Consider the following 22,640-nt stretch of genomic DNA (forward strand, 5'->3'; position numbering starts at 1 on the left):
CCGGCGGCTGACCGTATGAGCCGGCGGCTGGCCGACGCGGCGATGCGGGCGGGCCCGGCCGGGGCCGCCGCCGCGGTGCCGCAGTGCCGCAGTGCCGTGGGCAGAGCGACGCGTCCTCGGTGGAGCGGCCTTCCACTGAACCGCGCTGCCGGACCGGACCCTTTTCCCGTCTTGTCCGGCGCCTTTCCATCCTGTCCGGCGGCGCCGCCGAGCGCGCTCGACGCCGGTCACCGCCTCCCTTTCCCCTCACTTCGCAGAACTTTCCCGAACGGCGGAATTGGCATGCCCGAAATCGATTCCCCTATCCTGCCGCTGACCTATGCTCAGCAGGGAGTCTGGTTCAGCCAGCACCTGGACCCGACGAGCCCGAAGTACAACATCGCCGAATGCATCGAGATGGCCTCCCGTATCGACGAGAACGCCTTCACCGAGGCCGTGGCGACAGCCGTGGCGGAGTGCGGGTCGCTGCACGTCGAATTCTTCACGGTCGACGGCCTCCCGTATCAGCGGCAACTGGTCCCGCGCCGGGTAGCGCCTTCGGTCATCGATCTCACCACGCATGCCGATCCGCCCGCCGCCGCCGAAAGACGCATGGCGGAAGACCTGCGCAGACCGACGGATCCGACACGGCCCGCCGAACTCTTCGCCCATCTCCTGCTCAAGGTGGCCGAGGACCGGTACCTCTGGTATTCGCGCTATCACCATCTCGTGATGGACGGACTGGGTTTTTCGCTGCTGGGCCGGCGGGTGGCCGAACTGTATACGGCGCTGGTGGCCGGGACCGCGATCGAGCCGAAGACCGCCTCGCTGCGGGCGCTGGTGGACAGCGACCGGGCGTATACGGAATCCGCGGACCACACCCGTGACCGCGCCTACTGGGCCGGCCGCTTTCCTGACTTCCCGGCGCCGGAGAACCTGGTCCCCCCGCGCGTCACGGCGCCCGGCGGCCCCGGCGGCTCCAGCGGCTTCGACGGCGACCCGGCCGCCGGGGAAACGGAGAACGCCGCCGCCGGCCTGCACGTCGCGGAAGGACTCGGCGCCGACGTACTGACCGGGCTGAAGGCCGTCGGCCGCGCCGCCCGTACCACCTGGTCGGCCGTCGCGGTCGCCGCCGCCGCGCTGCATGTCGCGCGGGCCACCGGCTCGGGCGACGTCATGCTGGGCCTGACCACGAACGGCCGGGCCGGCACACACACCGAGATTCCCGGCATGACCGCCAATGTCGTCCCGCTGCGGGTGCGCATATCGCCGGGTATGACCGTGGGCGAACTGATCGGACACGTCGCGGCGGAAATCCGCGGCGCACTGCGTCACCGCCGCTATTCCCGGGAGATGTTGGTCCGGGATCTGAAGGCGTCCGGTGGCCCGAACCCCACGGCCATGAGCAGCCTGGTGGTCAACATCATGCCGTACGACTACGGGTTGATGTTCGGTGACGCCCCGTCGAAGTCCCGCATCCTGTCCACCGGACCGGTGGACGAAATCGCCTTCTTCCTCTCCGAGAGGTCGGAAGCCACCGGCCCGCTCATCGGCTTCGACGCGAACCCCCAGCTTTATCCGCCGGAAAGCCTGGCTCCGCACCAGCGCGGAATCGTCGCCCTGCTGACCTCGTTCTCCGGCGCGCGGCCCGAAACACCGCTCGCCGCCCTCCAGTCCGTATCGCCGCAGGAGCGGGCGGAGGTGGCGGAGCTGGGCCGAGGGCCGGTCCGGGAGCTGCCGGAGTCCACGTTTCCCGCCCTGTTCGCGGCCCAGGTGGCGCGCTCACCGGAAGCGGAAGCCGTACGGGACGCAACCGGGTCGCTGACGTACGCCGAACTCGACGCGCGCTCCGACCGGTTGGCCGCTCACCTCGCGGGCCACGGGGTGGGCCCGGAGACCGTGGTCGCCCTCGCGCTGCCACGCCGGGCGGAACTGGTGGTCGCCGTCCTCGCCGTGTTCAAGGCGGGAGGCGCCTACCTGCCGCTCGACCCGGCGTATCCACGCGAGCGGCTGGCGTACATGCTCGACGACGCCCGACCGGTCCACCTCCTCACCGTCCAGGAGTTGGCGGACCAGCTGCCCCCCACCGGGATACCCGCCACCTACCTGGACCGCGACGCATGGCACACGCCAACGGCCGCGAAGCCCGTCAGGGACGCGGTCCTGCCCGACCACCCCGCCTACGTCATCTACACCTCAGGATCCACCGGCCGCCCCAAAGGCGTCACCGTCACCCACCGGGGTGTGGCCTCCCTGATGCGTACGCACGCCGAGGTACTGGGCGTCAGCGGTGACAGCACGGTGCTCCAGATGGCGTCCCCCAGCTTCGACGCGGCCTTCTGGGATCTGGCCATGGCGCTCGGCAACGGTGCCACCCTGCTGCTGGCCGACGCCGACACGCTCCTGCCGGGGCCCGCGCTCATCCGGCTCGCCGCCGCCGAGGCCGTCACGCACGTCACCCTCACCCCGGCCGTGCTCGCCGCCACCCCGTACGACGCCGACGCCTTCGCCGGTGCCCGCATCATCGTGGCCGGTGAGGCGTCCTCCCCCGGCCTGGTCCGCCGCTGGGCGCCCGGCCGGCGGATCCACAACGCGTACGGCCCGACCGAGACCACCGTCTGTGTGGCCATGAGCGGCCGGCTCACCGCCGACGGCCCCGCCGCCCCGACGCACACGGTGCCCATCGGCCTCCCGGTGGTCAACAGCCGCCTGTACGTACTGGATCCGGCGCTCTCCCCGGTGCCGCGCGGTGTCATCGGCGAGCTGTACGTAGCCGGTCCGGCGGTCGCCCGCGGCTACCTGGGCCGCCCAGGCCTGACCGCCGCGCGCTTCGTCGCCGACCCCTACGGCCCGGCCGGCAGCCGCATGTACCGCACCGGCGACCTCGTCCGCTGGAACACCGACGGACAACTCGACTACGCCGGTCGCGCGGACGACCAGGTCAAACTGCGCGGCTTCCGCATCGAACTCGGCGAAATCGAAGCCGCGTTGACATCACTGGAAGGCATCGGCGCGGCCTGCGCCATCATCCGCGAGGACCAGCCGGGCGACCGCCGCATCGTCGCCTACCTCACCGCCGACGAAGGCGCGGGCCCGGCCGACCCGGCGACGCTCCGGGAGGCGCTCGGGGCCGCGCTGCCGCTCCACATGGTGCCGTCGGCGTTCGTCGAACTGGCGGCGCTGCCGCTCACCCCCAACGGCAAGATCGACCACCGCGCCCTGCCCGCGCCGCCCGACCCGGCCGGTACCGCGGGAACGTCGGGACGGGCGCCGCGTACCCCGCGGGAGCAGGTGCTGTGCGAGCTGTTCGCGGAGGTGCTGGGGATAGCCGGCGCCTCTGCCGACGACGATTTCTTCCTGCTCGGCGGCCACTCACTGCTGGCGACCCGGCTGATCAGCCGGATCCGCTCGGTGCTCGGCGTGGAGCTGTCGGTCAGGGAACTCTTCGAGCACCCGACGGTCGCCCAACTCGCCCCGCTGGTCGAGGTGTCCCGGCGCGACGACGGCACCGGCGAAGGCGCCGGCCGCCATCGGCCGCGGGTCGGCGTCCTCGACCGCCCGGAGCGGCTGCCGCTGTCGTTCGCGCAGCGCCGCTTGTGGTTCCTGAACCGTCTGGAGGGGTCGAGCGCCACCTACAACGTCCCGCTGACCGTGGAGTTGGACGGTCCGCTGGACGTCGCGGCCCTTCAGGCGGCGCTGGGCGACGTCGTCGGCCGGCACGAGACGCTGCGCACGCTCTACCCGGACGTCAACGGCGTTCCGTACCAGCGCATCCGGCCGGCCGCGGAGGCGACGCCCACGGTGAGCGTCACCGATGCGAGCGCGGTGGACCTCGCCGGCCGGATCGCGGACATCCTGGACCAGCCGTTCGACGTGACCCGGGATCTGCCGGTACGGGCCCGGCTGTTCCGGCAGCGCGCCGACCTGCACACGCTGGTGATCGTGATCCACCACATCGCCGCCGACGGCTGGTCCCTCGACCCGCTCACCCGCGACCTCGCCACCGCCTACCGCGCCCGCCTCGACGGCCAGGCACCGAACTGGGCACCCCTACCGGTGCAATACGCCGACTACACCCTCTGGCAGCACGACCTGCTCGACGGATCCGGGCCAACGCAGGCCGCCGGTCTCGCCGATGAACAACTCGCCTACTGGCGCGAGGCGTTACGCGGTCTGCCCGAGCAGATCACCCTCCCGCTCGACCGGCCCCGCCCGGCGGTCAGCGCCCACCGCGGCGACGTGCACACCGCGACCCTCGACCCCGCGCTGCACGAGGGACTGCGGCGGCTGGCCCAGAGCAGCGGCACCAGCCTGTTCATGGTGCTCCAGGCCGCTCTCGCGCTGCTGCTGCACCAGCACGGCGGCGACACCGACATCCCGCTGGGCACGCCCATCGCGGGCCGCACCGACGACACGCTGGACGACCTCGTCGGCTTCTTCGTCAACTCCCTCGTCCTGCGGACCGACCTGTCCGGCGACCCGACCTTCCGCGAGCTGCTGGAGCGGGTCCGCGACCAGGACCTCAGCGCCTACCAGCACCAGGACCTGCCCTTCGAGCGCCTGGTCGAAGACCTCAACCCCACCCGCAGCCAGAACCAGTCCCCGCTCTTCCAGGTCATGCTCGCCCTCCAGAACCAGCGGGCCGCCCACCTCGACCTGCCCGGCATCAAGGCCACCGTCCTGCAACGCCACAACGGCGTCAGCAAGTTCGACCTGACCTTCTTCTTCACCGAACTGCCCGACCACGGCGGCCTGCACACCACCGTCGAGTTCGCCACCGAACTCTTCGACACCGCCACCGTCACCCGGCTCACCGACCGCCTCACCCACCTGCTCACCCAGCTCACCACCGACCCCGACCGGCAACTCACCGCCTACACCGCCCTCACCGACCGGGAGCGCACCGATGTCCTGGCGCTGGGCCACGGCGCCGCCGGTCCGCGGTCGGCGCGCACCGTGCCCGAGGTCTTCGCCGAGCAGGTGGCCCGCTCGCCGCAGGCCGTCGCGGTCCGGGACGACACGACCACCATCACGTACGCCCGACTCGACGTGCTGACCGCGGACCTGGCCGGCGCTCTGGTCGGCCGCGGGGTGGCGGCCGAGGGCGGCGTGGCGGTGCTGATGGACCGCTGCCCTGGGCTCGTGGTCGCCTCACTCGGCGCACTGCGGGCAGGTGGCGCGTACGTGCCGCTCGACGGCCGCTGGCCGGTGGCCCGGATCCGCCAGGCGGTACGCACCGCCGGGGTCCACGTCCTCCTGGTCGACGCGGTATGGCGCGGCCACGCCTGGGTCGAGGAAGCCGCGGCCGCCGGCATCCACGTCCTCGAACTCGACGCCGTCGGCAACGTGGTCGCCGGCGCACCGGAAACGGACGGGCCGCTGCCCGAGTTGCCGCGCCCGCTGCCCGAACCGGCCGGTGGCGAGCGGCTGGCGTACGTGATGTTCACCTCGGGCTCGACCGGCGAACCGAAAGCCGTCGCCATCACCCACGCCGACATCCTCGCCCTCACCCGCGACTCCCTCTTCGACGGAGTCCGCGACGCCGTCCTGATGCACTCCGCATACGCCTTCGACGCCTCCACCTACGAAATGTGGACACCCCTGCTCTCCGGCGGACGCGTCGTCGTGGCACCGCCCGGCGTGCTGGAGCCCGCCGATGTGCGGCGGCTCGTGGCGGACGAGGGACTCGCGTCGATGTTCGTCACGACGGCGCTGTTCAACGCGCTGGCGGAGGCCGACCCGACCGTCTTCGCCGGCCTGCGGATGGTCTGCGCGGGCGGTGAGGCGGCAGCCGCGGGCGCCCTCCAGAAGGTCGCCGACGCGTGCCCCCGCACCGCCGTCAACAACGCCTACGGCCCGACCGAGACCACCACCTTCGCGGCACGCCAACTGGTCGGCCCGGGGGGTTCGTTGGTGACGGCTCCGCCGATCGGCACGGCCTTGGACGGCATGCGCCTCTATGTCCTCGACCGGCACCTCGCCCCGGCGCCGCAGGGGGTCACCGGTGAGCTGTACGTCGCGGGCGCCGGCCTCGCCCGCGGCTACCTCGGCCGGGCCGGCCTCACCGCCGGCCGGTTCGTGGCCGACCCCTACGGACCGGCCGGCAGCCGCATGTACCGCACCGGCGACCTCGTCCGCTGGAACAACCACGGACAGCTCGACTACCTCGGCCGCGCCGACAGCCAGGTCAAACTGCGCGGCTTCCGCATCGAACTCGGCGAGATCGAAGCCGCGTTGGCGGCGCTGCCCGAGGTGCGCGGCGCGACCGTGACCGTACGGGAGGACCAGCCGGGCGACCAGCGGCTCACCGCCTACCTGACCGCCGCCGACGGCGCCTCGCCGCTCGACCCGGCGCGGCTGCGCGAGGCACTGCGGACGACGCTGCCGGAGTACATGCTGCCCGCCGCGTACGTCGAACTGGCCGCGCTGCCGCTCACGGCCAACGGCAAGATCGACCGCAGGGCGCTGCCCGCGCCCGATCCCGCCGCCCACCTCGCCGGCGGCGCCGGTGCGGGCCGCCTGCCGCGCACCCCGCGGGAGGAGGCGCTGGCCGGGATCTTCGCCGATCTGCTCGGCGTCGACCGGGTCGGTGCCGACGACGACTTCTTCCAGCTCGGCGGCCACTCGCTGCTGGCGACCAGGCTGGTCAGCCGGGTGCGTTCGGTGCTGGGCGTGGAGTTGGCGATCCGGGACCTGTTCGAGCATCCGACGGTCGCCGGGCTGGCGGCGCTGCTGACCGGCGCCGGGCGAGGACGCCACCGGATCGCCGCCGTGGACGCGGCGGACCGCCCTTCGACGCTGCCGCTGTCCTTCGCGCAGCGCCGGCTGTGGTTCCTCAACCGCTTCGAGGGCCCGAACGCCACCTACAACGTGCCGCTCACCCTCCGCCTCGACGGCGCTTTGCGGGTGCCGGCGCTCCAAGCCGCGCTGACCGACGTGGTGGGGCGGCACGAAACGCTGCGCACGGTCTACCCGGACACCAACGGCACCCCGCGCCAGTCAGTGCTGCCGGTCGAGGCCGCCGCTCCGCGATGGGAGTTCGCCGACGCGCCGGAAGGGATCGCGGACGACGGCGTCGGCAGGTGGGTGGACCAGAGCGTACGGGCGGCGATGCGCACACCGTTCGACGTCACGCGGGATCTGCCGGTACGGGCCCGGCTGTTCCGGCAGCGCTCCGACCTGCACACGCTGGTGATCGTGGTGCACCACATCGCCGCGGACGGCTGGTCCCTCGACCCGCTCACCCGCGACCTCGGCACCGCCTACCGGGCCCGCCTGGAGGGACACGCGCCGAACTGGGCACCCCTGCCGGTGCAGTACGCCGACTACACCCTCTGGCAGCACCAGTACCTCGACGCCGAGGGCGTGGCCGAGACGCAACTGGCCTACTGGCGGGAGGCGTTACGCGGCCTGCCCGAGCAGCTCGGCCTTCCGCAGGACCGGCCACGCCCGGCGATCAGCGCCCATCGCGGCGACGCCGAGGTGCGTGTCCTCGACGGCTCGCTGCACCGTGGCTTGCGGCAACTGGCCCAGAGCAGCGGCACCAGCCTGTTCATGGTCCTCCAGGCCGCTCTCGCGCTGCTGCTGCACCAGCACGGCGGTGACACCGACATCCCGCTGGGCACTCCGATCGCGGGCCGCACCGACGACGCGCTGGACGACCTGGTCGGCTTCTTCGTCAACTCCCTTGTGCTGCGGACGGATCTGTCCGGCGACCCGACCTTCCGCGAGCTGCTGGCCCGCGTGCGGGACCAGGACCTCAGCGCCTACCAGCACCAGGACCTGCCCTTCGAGCGCCTCGTGGAAGACCTCGACCCCACCCGTACCCAGAACCAGTCCCCGCTGTTCCAGGTCATGCTGTCGCTCCAGAACCAGCAGACCGCCGTTCTCGACCTGCCGGGGCTGACCGCCACCGCCGAGGAACGGCACCACGGCATCAGCAAGTTCGACCTGACCTTCTTCTTCACCGAACTGCCCGGCCAGGAAGGGCTGCACACCGCCGTCGAGTTCTCGACGGAACTCTTCGACTCCGCGACCGTCACCCACCTGCTCGACCGCCTCACCCACCTGCTCACCCAGCTCACCGCCGACCCCGACCGGCAACTCACCGCCTACACCGCCCTCACCGACCGGGAACGCACCGAACTCCTCGTCCTCGGCCGGGGCCGCGCCGCAGAACCGGACGCCCTGTCCATACCGGCGGCGTTCGCGCGGGCCGCCGCCCGGAACCCGGAAGCGGTCGCGGTCCGGGCGCCGGGCGTAGAGCTGACCTACCGGGACATCGACCGGCGCTCCGAGCGGCTGGCCGGCGCTCTGGTCGGCCGCGGGGTGGCGGCCGAGGGCGGCGTGGCGGTGCTGATGGACCGCTGCCCCGGGCTCGTGGTCGCCTCACTCGGCGCACTGCGGGCGGGCGGCGCGTACGTGCCGCTCGACGGCCGCTGGCCGGTGGCCCGGATCCGCCAAGCCGTACGCACCGCCGGCGTCCACGTCCTCCTGGTCGACGCGGTATGGCGCGGCCACGCCTGGGTCGAGGAAGCCGCAGCCGCCGGCATCCACGTCCTCGAACTCGACGCCGAGGGTCGCCTGGCCGAACAAGAGCCCCCGTTCCGCGGGGAATTGCCCGTGGTCGACGGTGGCGAGCGGCTGGCGTACGTGATGTTCACCTCGGGCTCGACCGGCGAACCGAAAGCCGTCGCCATCACCCACGCCGACATCCTCGCCCTCACCCGCGACTCCCTCTTCGACGGAGCCCGCGACGCCGTCCTGATGCACTCCGCCTACGCCTTCGACGCCTCCACCTACGAAATGTGGACACCCCTGCTGGCCGGCGGACGCGTCGTGGTGGCACCGCCGGGCGTGGTCGGTCCGACGGCGCTGACCCGCCTCGTCCAGGACGAGGGAGTCCGCGCGCTGTTCCTGACGACGGCGCTGTTCAACGCGCTGGCGGAGGCCGATCCGACGGTCTTCGCGGGCCTGCGGATGGTCTGCACGGGCGGTGAGGCGGCGGCTCTCGGCGTGCTCCAGAAGGTCGCCGACACGTGCCCCCGTACCGCCGTCCACCACGTCTACGGACCGACCGAGACCACCACCTTCGCCACCCGGCAGCACATCGACTCCGGCAGCTCCTTCGACACGGCGCCGCCCATCGGACGCGCCCTGGACGGCATGGCCTGCTACGTGCTCGACGAGCGTCTCGACCCGGCGCCGCGCGGGGTCACCGGTGAGCTGTACGTCGCGGGCGCCGGCCTGGCCCGCGGCTACCTCGGCCGGGCCGGCCTCACCGCCGGCCGGTTCGTGGCCGACCCCTTCGGCCCGGCCGGCAGCCGCATGTACCGCACCGGCGACCTCGTCCGCTGGAACAACCACGGACAGCTCGACTACCTCGGCCGCGCCGACAGCCAGGTCAAACTGCGCGGCTTCCGCATCGAACTCGGCGAGATCGAAGCCGCGTTGACGGATCAGAAGGGCATCGGGGCGGCCTGCGTCGTCGTCCGCGAGGACCAGCCGGGCGAGCGGCGCCTGGTCGCCTACCTCACCGGGGCCGAAGGCCGCGTGAACGACGCGGAGTTGCGCGCCGCGCTGGCCGTCACCCTGCCCGACTACATGGTGCCCGGCGCCTTCGTGGACCTGCCGGCCCTCCCGCTCACCCCGAACGGCAAGATCGACCGGGCGGCACTGCCCGCGCCCGACCCCGCCGCCCACCTCGCCGGCGGCGCCGGCGGCGGCCGGAACCCGCGCACCCCCGAGGAAGAGGCACTCTGCGCGGTCTTCACCGAAGTCCTCGGCGTCCCCCGGGTCACCATCGACGACGACTTCTTCCAACTCGGCGGCGACAGCATCCTGTCCATCCAGGTCGTCAGCCGGGTGCGCGGCGCCGGCCTGGCGATCACCCCGCAGGACGTGTTCGTGCACCGTACGCCGGAGCGGATCGCCCAGGTCGCGGCGGCGCTCACCGCAGAACCATCGCGGGCGGCCGACGCGGGCACCGGACCGGTGCCGCCGACACCGATCGTGTCGTGGTTCCTCGACCGGCCCGGCGGGCAGGACGGGTTCAACCAGTCGATGACCTTCCAGACCCCGGCGGACGCCACCGAGGCCGGCCTCGGCCGCGTCCTGCAAGCGGTGCTCGACACCCACGGCGCGCTGCGGATGCGGCTGGTGGAGCGGCCGGACGACGGCAGGCCAGGGCTTGAGGTGCCCCCGGTCGGCACGGTGTCCGGGGCGGAAGCGCTGACCCGGGTGGACGTGTCGGGACTCGGCGCGGCCGAGGCCGAGGCGGTCTTCGCCGGGGAGGGCGAGGCCGCGCGGCGGGCCCTGTCCCCCGGCGCGGGGACGATGCTGCGGGCCGTCTGGTTCGACGCGGGCCCCCGGCGGGCCGGCCGGCTGCTCCTCGTCGTGCACCATCTGGCGGTCGACGGCGTGTCGTGGCGTACGCTCGCCGCCGACCTGTCCGCCGCCTGGACGGCGGTGGGCGCACCCGACGCCACCGGACGGACGGGCGATCCGCTCCCGGCCGCGGCGACCTCGTTCCGGCAGTGGGCGGAACTGCTGACCGCGGACGCGCTCAGCGACCGCCGGACCGCCGAACTCCCGCACTGGCAAGGCGTGTTGCGCACCCCCGACCCGCTGCTCGGCAACCGCCCGCTCGACCCGGCCCGGGACACCGCCGAGCGGATCAGCACCCACACGGTGGAACTGCCGACGCAGTGGACACAGCCGCTGCTCACCACGGTGGCGTCCGCCTACCACGCCGGGATCAACGACGTACTGCTGGCCGCTCTGGCCGTCGCGGTGGCCGGCTGGCGCACCCGCCGCGGGATCTCGGAGCGCACGGAGCTGCTGCTGCACCTGGAAGGGCACGGGCGGGAGCACCTGGCGGACGGCGTCGACCTGTCGCGCACGGTGGGCTGGTTCACCAGTCTCTTCCCGGTCCGGCTCGACCCCGGCCCGGTGCCGCGGCTGACCGCCGCGCGGATCCCCGGAGCCGTCCTCGACCAGGCGCTCAAGCAGGTCAAGGAACAGTTGCGGACCGTACCCGACCGGGGCATGGGCTTCGGCATGCTGCGCTATCTGAACCCCGCCACCCGCGAGGTACTCGCCAGGACCGACACCACCCCGCAGATCGGCTTCAACTACCTGGGCCGGATCTCGGGCGCCGCTCCGGCCGCCGACGGCGACTGGCAGGTGGTCTTCGACGCGCCCGCGCCGCGCAACCAGGACCCGGACATGCCCGCCTCGCACGTCCTGGACATCAACGCGCACACCCGTGACCTGTCGACCGGGCCGCAACTGGTCGCGCAGTGGTCCTGGCCGCGGGATCTGCTGCCCGCGGAGGACGTGGCGGAGCTGGCGGAAGGCTGGCTGCGGGTGCTGCGCGCCCTGGTCGATCACGCCCGCGGCGCGGACGCGGGTGGCTTCACCCCGTCGGACATGCCGCTGATCACCATCAAACAGGCTCAGCTCGACCGGCTGACCGACAAGTGGGGGAAAAGGAAATGACCGGGTTCAGTCTGGAAGAGCTCCTGCCGCTGACACCACTCCAGTCGGGGATGCTCTTCCACTCCCTGTACGACGCCGACGGCGTTGACGTCTACACGGTGCAGATCGTGCTGGAGACCGAAGGACCGGTGGACACGGGCCGGTTGCGCGGCGCCGCCGCCGCGCTGCTGCGCCGGCACGCGAACCTCCGGGTCGGTTTCCTGCACGAGGACCTGGACGAGCCGGTGCAGGCGGTGGCCGCCGACGTACCGCCCCGCTGGTCGGACGTGGACTTCAGCGGCTTGGAACGGGACAACGCGGCGAACGCGTTGGAGTGGTTCCTCGCCGCCGACCGGGCCGAGCGGTTCGACCTGGCGGAGCCGCCGCTGCTGCGCTTCACCCTGGTCCGCCTCGGTCCTGAGACTCACCACCTCGTACTGACGAGCCATCACATCCTGTGGGACGGCTGGTCGATGCCGGTGCTGCTCCAGGAGCTGCTGGAGCTGTACGCGCACGACGGCGACGACAGCGCGCTGCCCCCGGTCACCCCCTTCCGCACCTACCTGGCCTGGCTGGCCGGCCGCGACCGGGCCGCCGCCGAGACGGCCTGGCGGTCCGCGCTCGGCGGCGTCGCCGCCCCGACACTGCTGGCCGGGCGGGACGCCTCGGACAGCGGCCGGGCGCCGGCCGCCGCGCTGCCGGCCCGCCTCGTCGTACCGCTGCCGGACGAGACCTCGGCCACGCTGCGGGCGACCGCGAGGAGCCACGGCCTCACCCTCAACAGCGTGGTGCAGAGCGCCTGGGGCATCGTGCTGGCGCGGGCCACCGGTCAGCGGGACGTCGTCTTCGGCACCACGGTGTCCGGCCGGCCGCCGGAGATCCCCGGCGTCGAGTCGATGATCGGGCTGTTCATCAACACCATCCCGGTCCGCGTCGAGGTCCGGCCGCAGGAGTCCCTGGCCGAGCTGTGCGCGCGGGTGCAGAAGGAACAGGCTCGGCTCCTCGACCACCAGCACCTGGGGCTCACCGAGATCCGGTCGCTCACCGGGCTGCCCACGCTCTTCGACACGCTCGCCGTCTTCGAGAACTACCCGCTGAACGCCGTGTCGGCGGCGCCGCCGCAGGACGGCCTGCCCCGGCTGCGGGTCACCGGCTTCCGCGGCGCCGACGCCACCCACTACCCGCTCGCCCTCACCGTCGACCCCGGAACCACGCTGCGGCTGGCCTTCAACTACCGCGCCGACCTCTTCACCGCCGAGGCCGTCGCGTCGCTGGCCGACCGCACGACCGCGCTGCTGACGACGATCGCCGAGGATCCCGGCCGCCGGGTCGGTGGGGTGGACAGCCTCACCGGAGCGGAGCGGGAGACGCTGCTGGCGCTCGGGCAGGGTGCCGTACGGCCGCAACCTGCCCGTAGTTACGTCGAGTTGTTCGCCGAGCAGGTGGCCAGGACGCCCGGCGCGGTGGCGGTCCAGGACCCGTCGACCACCCTGACCTATGCCGAGCTGGACGCCCGCACCGACCGGCTCGCGGCCTACCTGGCGGCGCACGGCGCGGGTCCCGAACGGATCGTCGCCCTCGCCCTGCCGCGCGGCGCCGACCTGGTCGCGGCGATCCTGGCGGTCCTGAAGTCCGGCGCCGCCTATCTGCCGCTGGACCCGGCCTATCCGGCGTCGCGCCTCACCCACATGCTGGACGACGCCCGTCCCGTGCACCTGGTCACCACCGGTGCGATCGCCGCGACGCTGCCGGCCGGCGGCGTGGCCACCACCTGGCTGGACACGCTGGGCAACAACTTCGACGGCGGGGCCGGCTCCCGCCCGGCGCCGGCCGGGGCCGCCGGTCACCCGGCCGCCGACCACCCGGCCTATGTGATCTACACCTCCGGGTCCAGCGGCCGGCCCAAGGGCGTCGCGGTCACCCACGGCAACGTGGTGGACTACGTGACCTGGGCGCGGGCGACCTATCCGGGGGCGGCGGGCAGCGCGTCGTTCCACTCCTCCATCGCCTTCGACCTCACCGTGACCGCCGTGCTCGTCCCCTTGACCGCGGGCGGGCAGGTGACGTGGGACGACCTGGGCGCGCGGACACCGGACGCGGCGGCGGGGACGGCAGCGGCGGCGGAAGGCTCGGCGGCGCCCACCACGTACCGGCTGTTGAAGGTGACGCCGAGCCATCTGGCGCTGCTCGAACACCTGGACCGGCCGGAGTTCGCCGGGGACCTCATCGTCGGCGGCGAGCAACTGCTCGGCGGGGTCCTGCAATCCTGGCGCGACCGCAACCCGGCCGCGACGGTGATCAACGAGTACGGGCCGACCGAGTGCACCGTGGGCTGCGTCGCCCACCGCGTCCACCCGGGCGACCCGGTCCCCGGCTCCGCGGTCCCGATCGGGACGCCGGTGTGGAACAGCGCGGTGTACGTACTGGACCAGGCGCTGGCGCTCACACCGCCCGGGGTGGCGGGCGAGCTGTACGTGGCCGGCGCCGGTGTCGCCCGCGGCTATCTCGGGCGTCCGGCGCTGACCGCCGGGCGCTTCGTCGCCGACCCCTTCGGCCCGGCGGGCAGCCGCATGTACCGCACCGGCGACCTCGTCCGCTGGAACGCCGACGGACAGCTCGACTACCTCGGCCGCGCCGACGACCAGGTCAAACTGCGCGGCTACCGGATCGAACCGGGAGAGATCGAGGCGGCGTTGACCGCGCTGCCCGAGGTGCGCGGCGCGACCGTGATCCTCCGCGAGGACCGGCCGGGTGACTCCCGGCTCGTCGCGTACGTGACCGCCAGTGGGCTCGACGGTCCGTCCCTCGACCCGGTGCGGCTGCGGACCGCCCTCGCCGCCGCGCTGCCGGAGTACATGGTGCCGGCCGCGTTCGTGGAGCTGCCCGCGCTGCCGCTGACGCCCAACGGCAAGGTCGACCGGGACGCGCTGCCGGCCCCGGAGGCGGAAGACGGACCCGCCGGCCGCCCCGGCCGGGAGCCGCGTACGCCCCAGGAGAGCATCCTGTGCGGGCTGTTCGCCGATCTGCTGGGCCGCCACCAGGTGTCGATCGACGACGACTTCTTCCAACTCGGCGGCCACTCGCTGCTGGCGACGAGGCTGGTCGGCCGGATCCGCTCGGTGCTCGACGTGGAGCTGCCGCTGCGCGAGCTGTTCGCCCATCCCACCGTGGCCGCCCTGGCGCCGGTGCTCGCCGGCGCTTCGGCGGCCCGCCGCCAGGTCCGGCGGGCGGAGCGCCCCGCCGCGTTGCCGCTGTCCTTCGCGCAGCGCCGGCTGTGGTTCCTCAACCGCTTCGAGGGCCCGAACGCCGCCTACAACATCCCGTTGACCGTCCGGCTGACCGGGGAGCTGGACGTCGACGCGCTGCGGACCGCGCTGGGCGACGTGGTCGGCCGGCACGAGACCCTGCGCACGGTCTTCCCCGAGACGAACGGCACACCGCGGCAGGAGATACGTCCGCCGGAAGAGGCCCTGCCCGAACTCGCGTTGATGGTGTGCGGCGAGGGGACGCCGGGAGCGCCGGGGATCTCGGAGGAGCCCGGGACTTCGGGGATGCCTCCGGCCGGGGAGCAGGAGTCGGTGGACGACGCGGTACGGGCGGCGGTGCTCACGCCGTTCGACGTCACGCGGGATCTGCCGGTACGGGCCTGGCTGTTCCGGCAGCGCGCCGACCTGCACACGCTAGTGATCGTGGTCCACCACATCGCAGCCGACGGCTGGTCCCTCGACCCGCTCACCCGCGACCTCGCCACCGCCTACCGCGCCCGCCTCGAAGGCCGCGCCCCGAACTGGGCCCCCCTACCGGTGCAATACGCCGACTACACCCTCTGGCAGCACGACCTGCTCGACGGCGAACAGGGCCTCGCGGCCGAGCAGTCCGCCTACTGGCGGAAGGCCTTACGCGAGCTGCCCGAGCAGATCACCCTCCCGCAGGACCGGCCCCGCCCCGCGGTAGCCACCAACCGCGGCGACATGCACCTGCGCACGCTGGACGCCACGGTGCACGGCGCGGTGCGGCGGCTGGCGCAGGAGAGCGGCACCAGTGTGTTCATGGTGCTCCAGGCCGCTCTCGCGCTGCTGCTGCACCAGCACGGCGGCGACACGGACATCCCGCTGGGCACCCCCATCGCGGGCCGCACCGACGACACGCTGGACGAGCTGGTCGGCTTCTTCGTCAACTCCCTTGTGCTGCGGACGGACCTGTCCGGCGACCCGACCTTCCGCGAACTGCTGGAGCGGGTCCGGGACCAGGACCTCAGCGCCTACCAGCACCAGGACCTGCCCTTCGAGCGCCTCGTGGAAGACCTCAACCCGGTCAGAAACCAGAACCAGCCCCCGCTCTTCCAGGTCATGCTCGCCCTCCAGAACCAGCGGCTCGCCCGAGTCGACCTGCCCGGCGTCGAGGCGACCGTGCTGCAACGCCACAACGGCGTCAGCAAGTTCGACCTCGCCTTCTCCTTCACCGAGCTTCCGGACCTGGGCGGCCTGCACACCGCCGTCGAGTTCTCCACCGAACTCTTCGACCTCGCCACTGTGACCCGGCTCACCGACCGCCTCACCCACCTGCTCACCCAGCTCACCGCCAACCCCGACCGCCAACTCACCGCGTACACCGCCGTATCGCCGCAGGAGCGGGCGGAGGTGGCGGGGCTGGGCCGGGGGCCGGTCCGGGAGCTGCCGGAGTCGACGTTTCCCGCCCTGTTCGCGGCCCAGGTGGCGCGCTCACCGGAGGCGGAAGCCGTACGGGACGCAACCGGGTCGCTGACGTACGCCGAACTCGACGCCCGATCCGACCGGTTGGCCGCTCACCTCGCGGGCCACGGGGTGGGCCCGGAGACCGTGGTGGCCCTCGCGCTGCCGCGCCGGGCGGAACTGGTGGTCGCCGTCCTCGCGGTGTTCAAGGCCGGAGGCGCCTACCTGCCGCTCGATCCGGCGTATCCACGCGAGCGGCTGGCGTACATGCTCGACGACGCCCGACCGGTCCACCTCCTCACCGTTGAAGAGTCGGCGGACCAGCTTCCCCCCACCGGGATACCCGCCACCTACCTGGACCGCGACGAATGGCACACGTCAACGGCCGCAAAGGCCGTCAGGGACGCGGTCCTGCCCGACCACCCCGCCTACGTCATCTACACCTCAGGATCCACCGGCCGCCCCAAAGGCGTCACCGTCACCCACCGGGGCTTCAACAGCCTTGCCCACAGCCAGACGTCCGTGCTGGGGATCGGCGCGGGCAGCGTGGTGCTCCAGATGGCCTCGCCCAGCTTCGACGCCGCCTTCTCGGAGATCGCCTCCGCCCTGCTGAGCGGTGCGACGCTGGTGCTGGCGGACGCCGCCACGCTGCTGCCGAACGCCGGCCTGGCAGAAACGTTCCGTGACCAGGGTGTCACCCACATGACGGTCACGCCCGCCGTACTCGCCGCGATGCCCGCCGACGAGACGGTTCTGTCCGGTGCCACGATCCTGCTGGCCGGCGAGGCGTCGACGCCGGATCTGGTGCGGCGGTGGGCCGACGGGCGACGGGTCTTCAACGGCTACGGGCCCACCGAGACCACTGTCTGTGTGGTCATGAGCGGCCGGTTCACCACTGACGGCCCCACCGCCCCGGCACACACGGTGCCCATCGGCCTCCCCGTGGTCAACAGCCGCCTGTACGTACTGGATCCGGCGCTCTCCCCCGTGCCGCGCGGTGTCATCGGCGAGCTGTACGTGGCCGGTCCGGCGGTCGCCCGCGGCTACCTGGGCCGCCCAGGCATGACCGCCGCACGCTTCGTCGCCGACCCCTACGGCCCGGCCGGCAGCCGCATGTACCGCACCGGCGACCTCGTCCGCTGGAACACCGACGGACAACTCGACTACCTCGGCCGCGCCGACCACCAGGTCAAACTGCGCGGCTTCCGCATCGAACTCGGCGAAATCGAAGCCGCGTTGACGTCACTCGAAGGCATCGGCGCGGCCTGCGCCATCATCCGCGAGGACCAGCCGGGCGACCGCCGCATCGTCGCCTACCTGACCACCACCGGGGCAGGGGGCGGCCAGGGGGTGGACACCGCGCGGCTGCGTACGGCACTGGCCACCACCCTGCCCGACTACATGGTTCCCTCGGCGTTCGTCGGGCTCCCGGCGCTGCCGCTCACCCCCAACGGCAAGATCGACCGGCACGCTCTCCCGGCGCCCGGCAGCGACGGCCGGGCCGGCCGGGACCACGCCGGACGCGCTCCCCGTACTCCGCAGGAGGAGGTGCTGTGCGGGCTGTTCGCCGATCTGCTGGGGGTGCCGGCCGTCTCCGTCGACGACGGCTTCTTCCACCTCGGCGGCCACTCACTGCTGGCGACCCGGCTGACCAGCCGGATCCGCTCGGTGCTCGGCGTGGAGTTGTCGGTCAGGGAACTCTTCGAGCACCCGACGGTCGCCCAACTCGCCCGGATCACCGCGGGCGCGGGCGACGGCCGACGGCGGGTGACGGCGGGGGCACGGCCCGAGGTCCTGCCGTTGTCCTTCGCCCAGCGGCGGTTGTGGTTCCTCGACCAACTGGAGGGCCCGAGCCCGACCTACAACATTCCGCTGACCGTCCGGCTCGACGGAACCCTCGACGTCGAAGCACTCCAGGCCGCGCTGGGCGATGTCGTCGGCCGGCACGAGACGCTGCGCACCCGGTATCCCGAAGTCGGCGGCACCCCGCGCCAGTTGATTCTGCCGGCGGCGGAGGCGACACCGCGCCTGGTGCTCGATGACGTGGCGGACCAGGCTTCGCTCGACGGCCGGATCGCGAGCGTCATGGACCAGTCGTTCGACGTCACGAGGGATCTGCCCTTGCGGGCCCGGCTGTTCCGGCAGCGCGCCGACCTGCACACGCTGGTGATCGTGGTCCACCACATCGCCGCCGACGGCTGGTCCCTCGACCCGCTCACCCGCGACCTGGCCACCGCCTACCGGGCCCGCCTCGACGGCCGGGCCCCGAACTGGGCCCCCCTACCGGTGCAGTACGCCGACTACACCCTCTGGCAGCACGACCTGCTCGACGGCGAACAGGGCCTCGTTTCCGAGCAGTCCGCCTACTGGCGGAAGGCGTTGCACGAGCTGCCCGAACAGATCACCCTCCCGCAGGACCGGCCCCGCCCGGCCGTCAGCACCCACCGCGGCGACCTGAGCTTCGCCACTCTCGACCCCGCCCTGCACCGGGAGCTGCGGCGACTGGCTCAGGAGACCGGGACCAGTCTGTTCATGGTGCTGCAAGCCGCTGTGGCCCTGCTGCTGCACCAGCACGGCGGCGGCACCGACATCCCGCTGGGCACGCCCATCGCGGGCCGCACCGACGACGCATTGGACGACCTGGTCGGCTTCTTCGTCAACTCCCTCGTCCTGCGGACCGACCTGTCCGGCGACCCCACCTTCCGCGAACTGCTGGCCCGCGTCCGGGACCAGGACCTCAGCGCCTACCAGCACCAGGACCTGCCCTTCGAGCGCCTCGTGGAAGACCTCAACCCGGTCAGAAACCAGAACCAGTCCCCGCTCTTCCAGGTCATGCTCGTCCTCCAGAACCAGCAGGCCGCCCGCCTCGACCTGCCAGGGCTGACCGCGACACCGCTCACCCGGCACGGCGGCGTCAGCACGTTCGATCTGACCTTCTCCTTCAGCGAACTGCCGGACGAGAGCGGCCTGCACGCCGCGGTGGAGTTCGCCACCGAACTCTTCGACACCGCGACCGTCACCCGGCTGCTCGACCGCTTCCGCCACCTGCTCGGCCGGCTGACCGCCGACCCCGACCGCCGGCTGGCCGCGTACACCGTCCTTGCCGACCAGGAACGCGCCGATCTCTTGGCCCTGGGCCGTGGGAAGGTCGTCGGGGCGCCGGCCACGACCTTCCCCGAGCTGTTCACCGGGCACGTCTCGCGCGCCCCGGGTGCCGCCGCCGTACGCGATGGGTTCCAGGCGCTGACGTACGCCGAACTGGACGCCCGATCCGACCGGTTGGCCGGTCATCTGGCGGCCCAGGGGGTGACCCCGGAGACCGTGGTGGCCCTCGCGCTGCCGCGCCGGGTGGAGCTGGTGGTGGCGGTGCTCGCCGTTGCGAAGGCGGGCGCCGCGTACCTGCCGCTGGACCCCGCCTACCCGCGGGCCCGCCTCGCCTACATGATCGACGACGCGCGGCCCGTCCACCTGATCACGACCCGGCAGCTCGCGGCCCAACTCCCGGCCGCCGACTGCCCCGTCACCTATCTCTCGCCCCCTCTCCCCGGTGAGAGCGCGGGCGCCGGCGACGCGGGTGACCTCGCGGGATCGGCCGACGTCGCGGCCGTCACCGGCTTCGAATTCTTCGAACCCTCCGAACCCTCCGACGAGTCATCCGCGTTCGCCGAGCGGCCCGGCACGGTGCCGTCGCCGCGGTGCCTTCCCGACCAGCCGGCCTACGTCATCTACACCTCCGGATCGACCGGCCGTCCCAAGGGCGTCGCGGTCACCCACCGCGGCGTGGCGAGCCTGCTGCGCACCCACGCGGACATCCTCGGCGTCACCAGCGACAGCACCGTGCTCCAGATGGCGTCCCCCAGCTTCGACGCGGCCTTCTGGGAGCTGGGGATGGCGCTCGGCCTCGGCGCCACCCTGGTCCTCGCCGACCCCGCCACCCTGCTCCCCGGCCACGAACTGACCGCGCTGGCGGCGCGCGAGGGCATCACCCACGTCACGATGACGCCCGCCGTACTCGCCGCCACCCCGTACGACGCCCGCGCCTTCGCCGGCGCCACGCTGGTCCTGGCCGGCGAGGCGTGCACCCCGGAACTGGTGCGGCGCTGGGCGCCCGGCCGGCGGATCCACAACGCGTACGGCCCGACCGAGGCCACCGTCTGCGTCACCCTCAGCGGACCCCTGACCGCCGACGGCCACGCCGCCCCCGGTCACACCGTGTCGATCGGCGGCCCGGTGCACAACGCCCGGGTCTACGTGCTGGGTGACGCTCTCGACCTGCTGCCGCCCGGTGTGGTCGGTGAGCTGTACGTGGCAGGGCCGGCGCTCGCCCGCGGCTATCTCGGGCGTCCGGGCCTCACGGCAGGCCGGTTCGTGGCCGATCCGTACGGGCCGGCGGGCAGCCGGATGTACCGCACCGGCGACCTGGTCCGCTGGAACACCGACGGGCGGCTCGACTACCTCGGCCGCGCCGACGACCAGGTCAAACTGCGCGGCTTCCGGATCGAACTCGGCGAGATCGAGGCGGCGTTGACGTCCTTGGCGGGTGTCGGCGCGGCCTGCGCCATCATCCGCGAGGACCAGCCGGGCGAGCGCCGCATCGTCGCCTACCTCACCGGGGCCGAAGGCCGCGTGGACGACGCGGAGTTGCGCACCGCGCTGGCCGACAGCCTGCCCGGCCACATGATCCCGGCCGCCTTCGTCCGGCTGCCCGCGCTGCCGCTCACCCCCAACGGCAAGCTGGACCGGCGGGCGTTGCCGGCTCCCGACCGGACCTCCGCCGGCGGCCGGGCCCCGCGTACCCCCCAGGAACAGGCCCTCTGCGAGGCCTTCGCCGAGTTGCTGGATGTCCCCCGGCTGACCATCGACGACGACTTCTTCGACCTCGGCGGCCACTCCCTGCTCCTGGTCAGGCTGGCCCAGCGCGTCGACGAACTCTTCGGGGTGCGGCTGCCGATCCGGGAACTCTTCACCGCCCCGACGGTCGCCGCCGTGGCCCGGCTGCTCGACCTGGCCAGGGACGGCGATGTGGACGCCGGTCCGGTGGATCTGGTCAAGGAGGTGGAGACGCTCGGCGACGTCCGGCGCGTCCGGACCGCCCTGACCTCGTCGTCGGGACTGACGCCGACCGCCCTGAACCCGTCGGCCGCCCCGACCCCGCTCGCCGTCCCGGCCGCCGGGCCGTCGGCCTGCGATGGCCGGACGCTGCTCACCGGCGCCACCGGCTTCCTCGGCGCGTTCCTGCTGCGCGACCTGCTGGAGTCGGCCGACGACCCGGTGGAGTGCCTGGTCCGGGCGGACGGTCCCGAGCAGGGCCTGCACCGGCTGCGGGCCGCGCTCACCCACTACGGCCTGTGGCGGGCGGAGTACGAGGGCCGGATCGTACCGCTGCCCGGCGACCTGTCCGCCCCCTCGCTCGGCTGGGACAAGCAGGCGCTGACCTCGCTGAGCCGGCGCGTCGGCACCGTGATCCACAACGGCGCGGACGTCAACGTACTGGCGCCGTACGGGAGTCTGCGGGCCGCGAACGTCGAGGGCACCAGGGAACTGCTCCGGGTGGTCGCGGACTCGGCCGCCGGGGTCATGCACTTCGTCTCGACGACCAGTGTGTACGCGCTCGGTGGCGCGGACCGGGCGGCGATCGTCGAGACCACGCCCCCCGGGCCGCCGGAGGCGCTGACCAGCGGTTACGTCCAGAGCAAGTGGGTGGCGGAAGGCATCGCCCACCTGGCGCGGCAGCACGGCGTGCCCGTGCATGTGCACCGCCCGGGCCGGATCTCCGGCGACCGCACCACCGGAGCCTGCCAGGAGCACGACCTGCTCTGGCAGTTCGTCAAGGGGTGCGTGCAGGCGGGGGCGGTGCCCGAGGGGGCCGCGGAGCCGACCGGCTGGGTCCCGGTGGACCACGTCAGCGCGGCGATCGTCCGGCTGGCCGGCGAACGGCTCGCGCCGGGGGCCGACTTCCACTTCACGGATCCGGCCGCGCCGACCATCGACCGGGTCTTCGCGGTGCTGCGCGAGCGCGGCTTCGTACTCGATGGGCTGCCGGCGGAGCGGTGGTGGGAGCGGGTCGAGCGGCGGAGCGCCGCCGGTGACCAGGGCGGCCAGAGCGGCCAGAGCGACCAGAGCGACCAGAGCGACCCTTCCGGGCACGGCAACGCCGGTGCTTCCGCCGCCCAGTTGCTGCTCGGTATGCGGTCCGACGCCCGGGCCGCCGAGCGGTCCGGGGCCGCTCCGGCGACCCCGCCGGCCGCCCGCGCGTTCGACTCCTCGCGGACCGCGGCGGAGTTGAGCCGCCTCGGCGTTCCGGCGCCGCGGATCACCGACGCCACCATTCGTACGTATGTCGACTGGTTCGTACGGACCGGATTCCTGCCCGCGCCTCCGTCCACGTCCCGGTCCTCGTACTCGTCCCCGTCCTCGCGCGGCGAAGGTCACTGATCCGCCGCCGCCACGCCCCATGACCCGTCTCCGGGCGCGCCGTTCGGCCGCCCGGCC

Annotated in this window: 2 protein-coding genes; both read left to right on the forward strand. The window is 73.1% G+C overall.

Annotation, left to right across the window (positions count from 1 at the left end):
- Window positions 1-282 precede the first annotated feature (282 nt).
- Window positions 283-11,478, forward strand: coding sequence for an amino acid adenylation domain-containing protein (locus OG519_RS13150; protein ID WP_405582823.1), 11,196 nt, complete (start codon window positions 283-285; stop codon window positions 11,476-11,478).
- Window positions 11,475-22,583, forward strand: a complete 11,109-nt coding sequence (locus OG519_RS13155; RefSeq protein WP_405582825.1) for an amino acid adenylation domain-containing protein — start codon at window positions 11,475-11,477, stop codon at window positions 22,581-22,583. The genes OG519_RS13150 and OG519_RS13155 overlap by 4 nt, the downstream gene beginning before the upstream one ends.
- Window positions 22,584-22,640 lie beyond the last annotated feature (57 nt).

It is taken from the genome of Streptomyces sp. NBC_01190 (genome assembly GCF_045039895.1).
Classification (GTDB): Bacteria; Actinomycetota; Actinomycetes; order Streptomycetales; family Streptomycetaceae; genus Actinacidiphila.

Excerpts from the sequence above, each read along its gene's own strand:
- OG519_RS13150 (WP_405582823.1), top strand. The coding sequence starts at position 283 with ATGCCCGAAATCGATTCCCCTATCCTGCCGCTGACCTATGCTCAGCAG.
- OG519_RS13155 (WP_405582825.1), top strand. The coding sequence starts at position 11,475 with ATGACCGGGTTCAGTCTGGAAGAGCTCCTGCCGCTGACACCACTCCAG.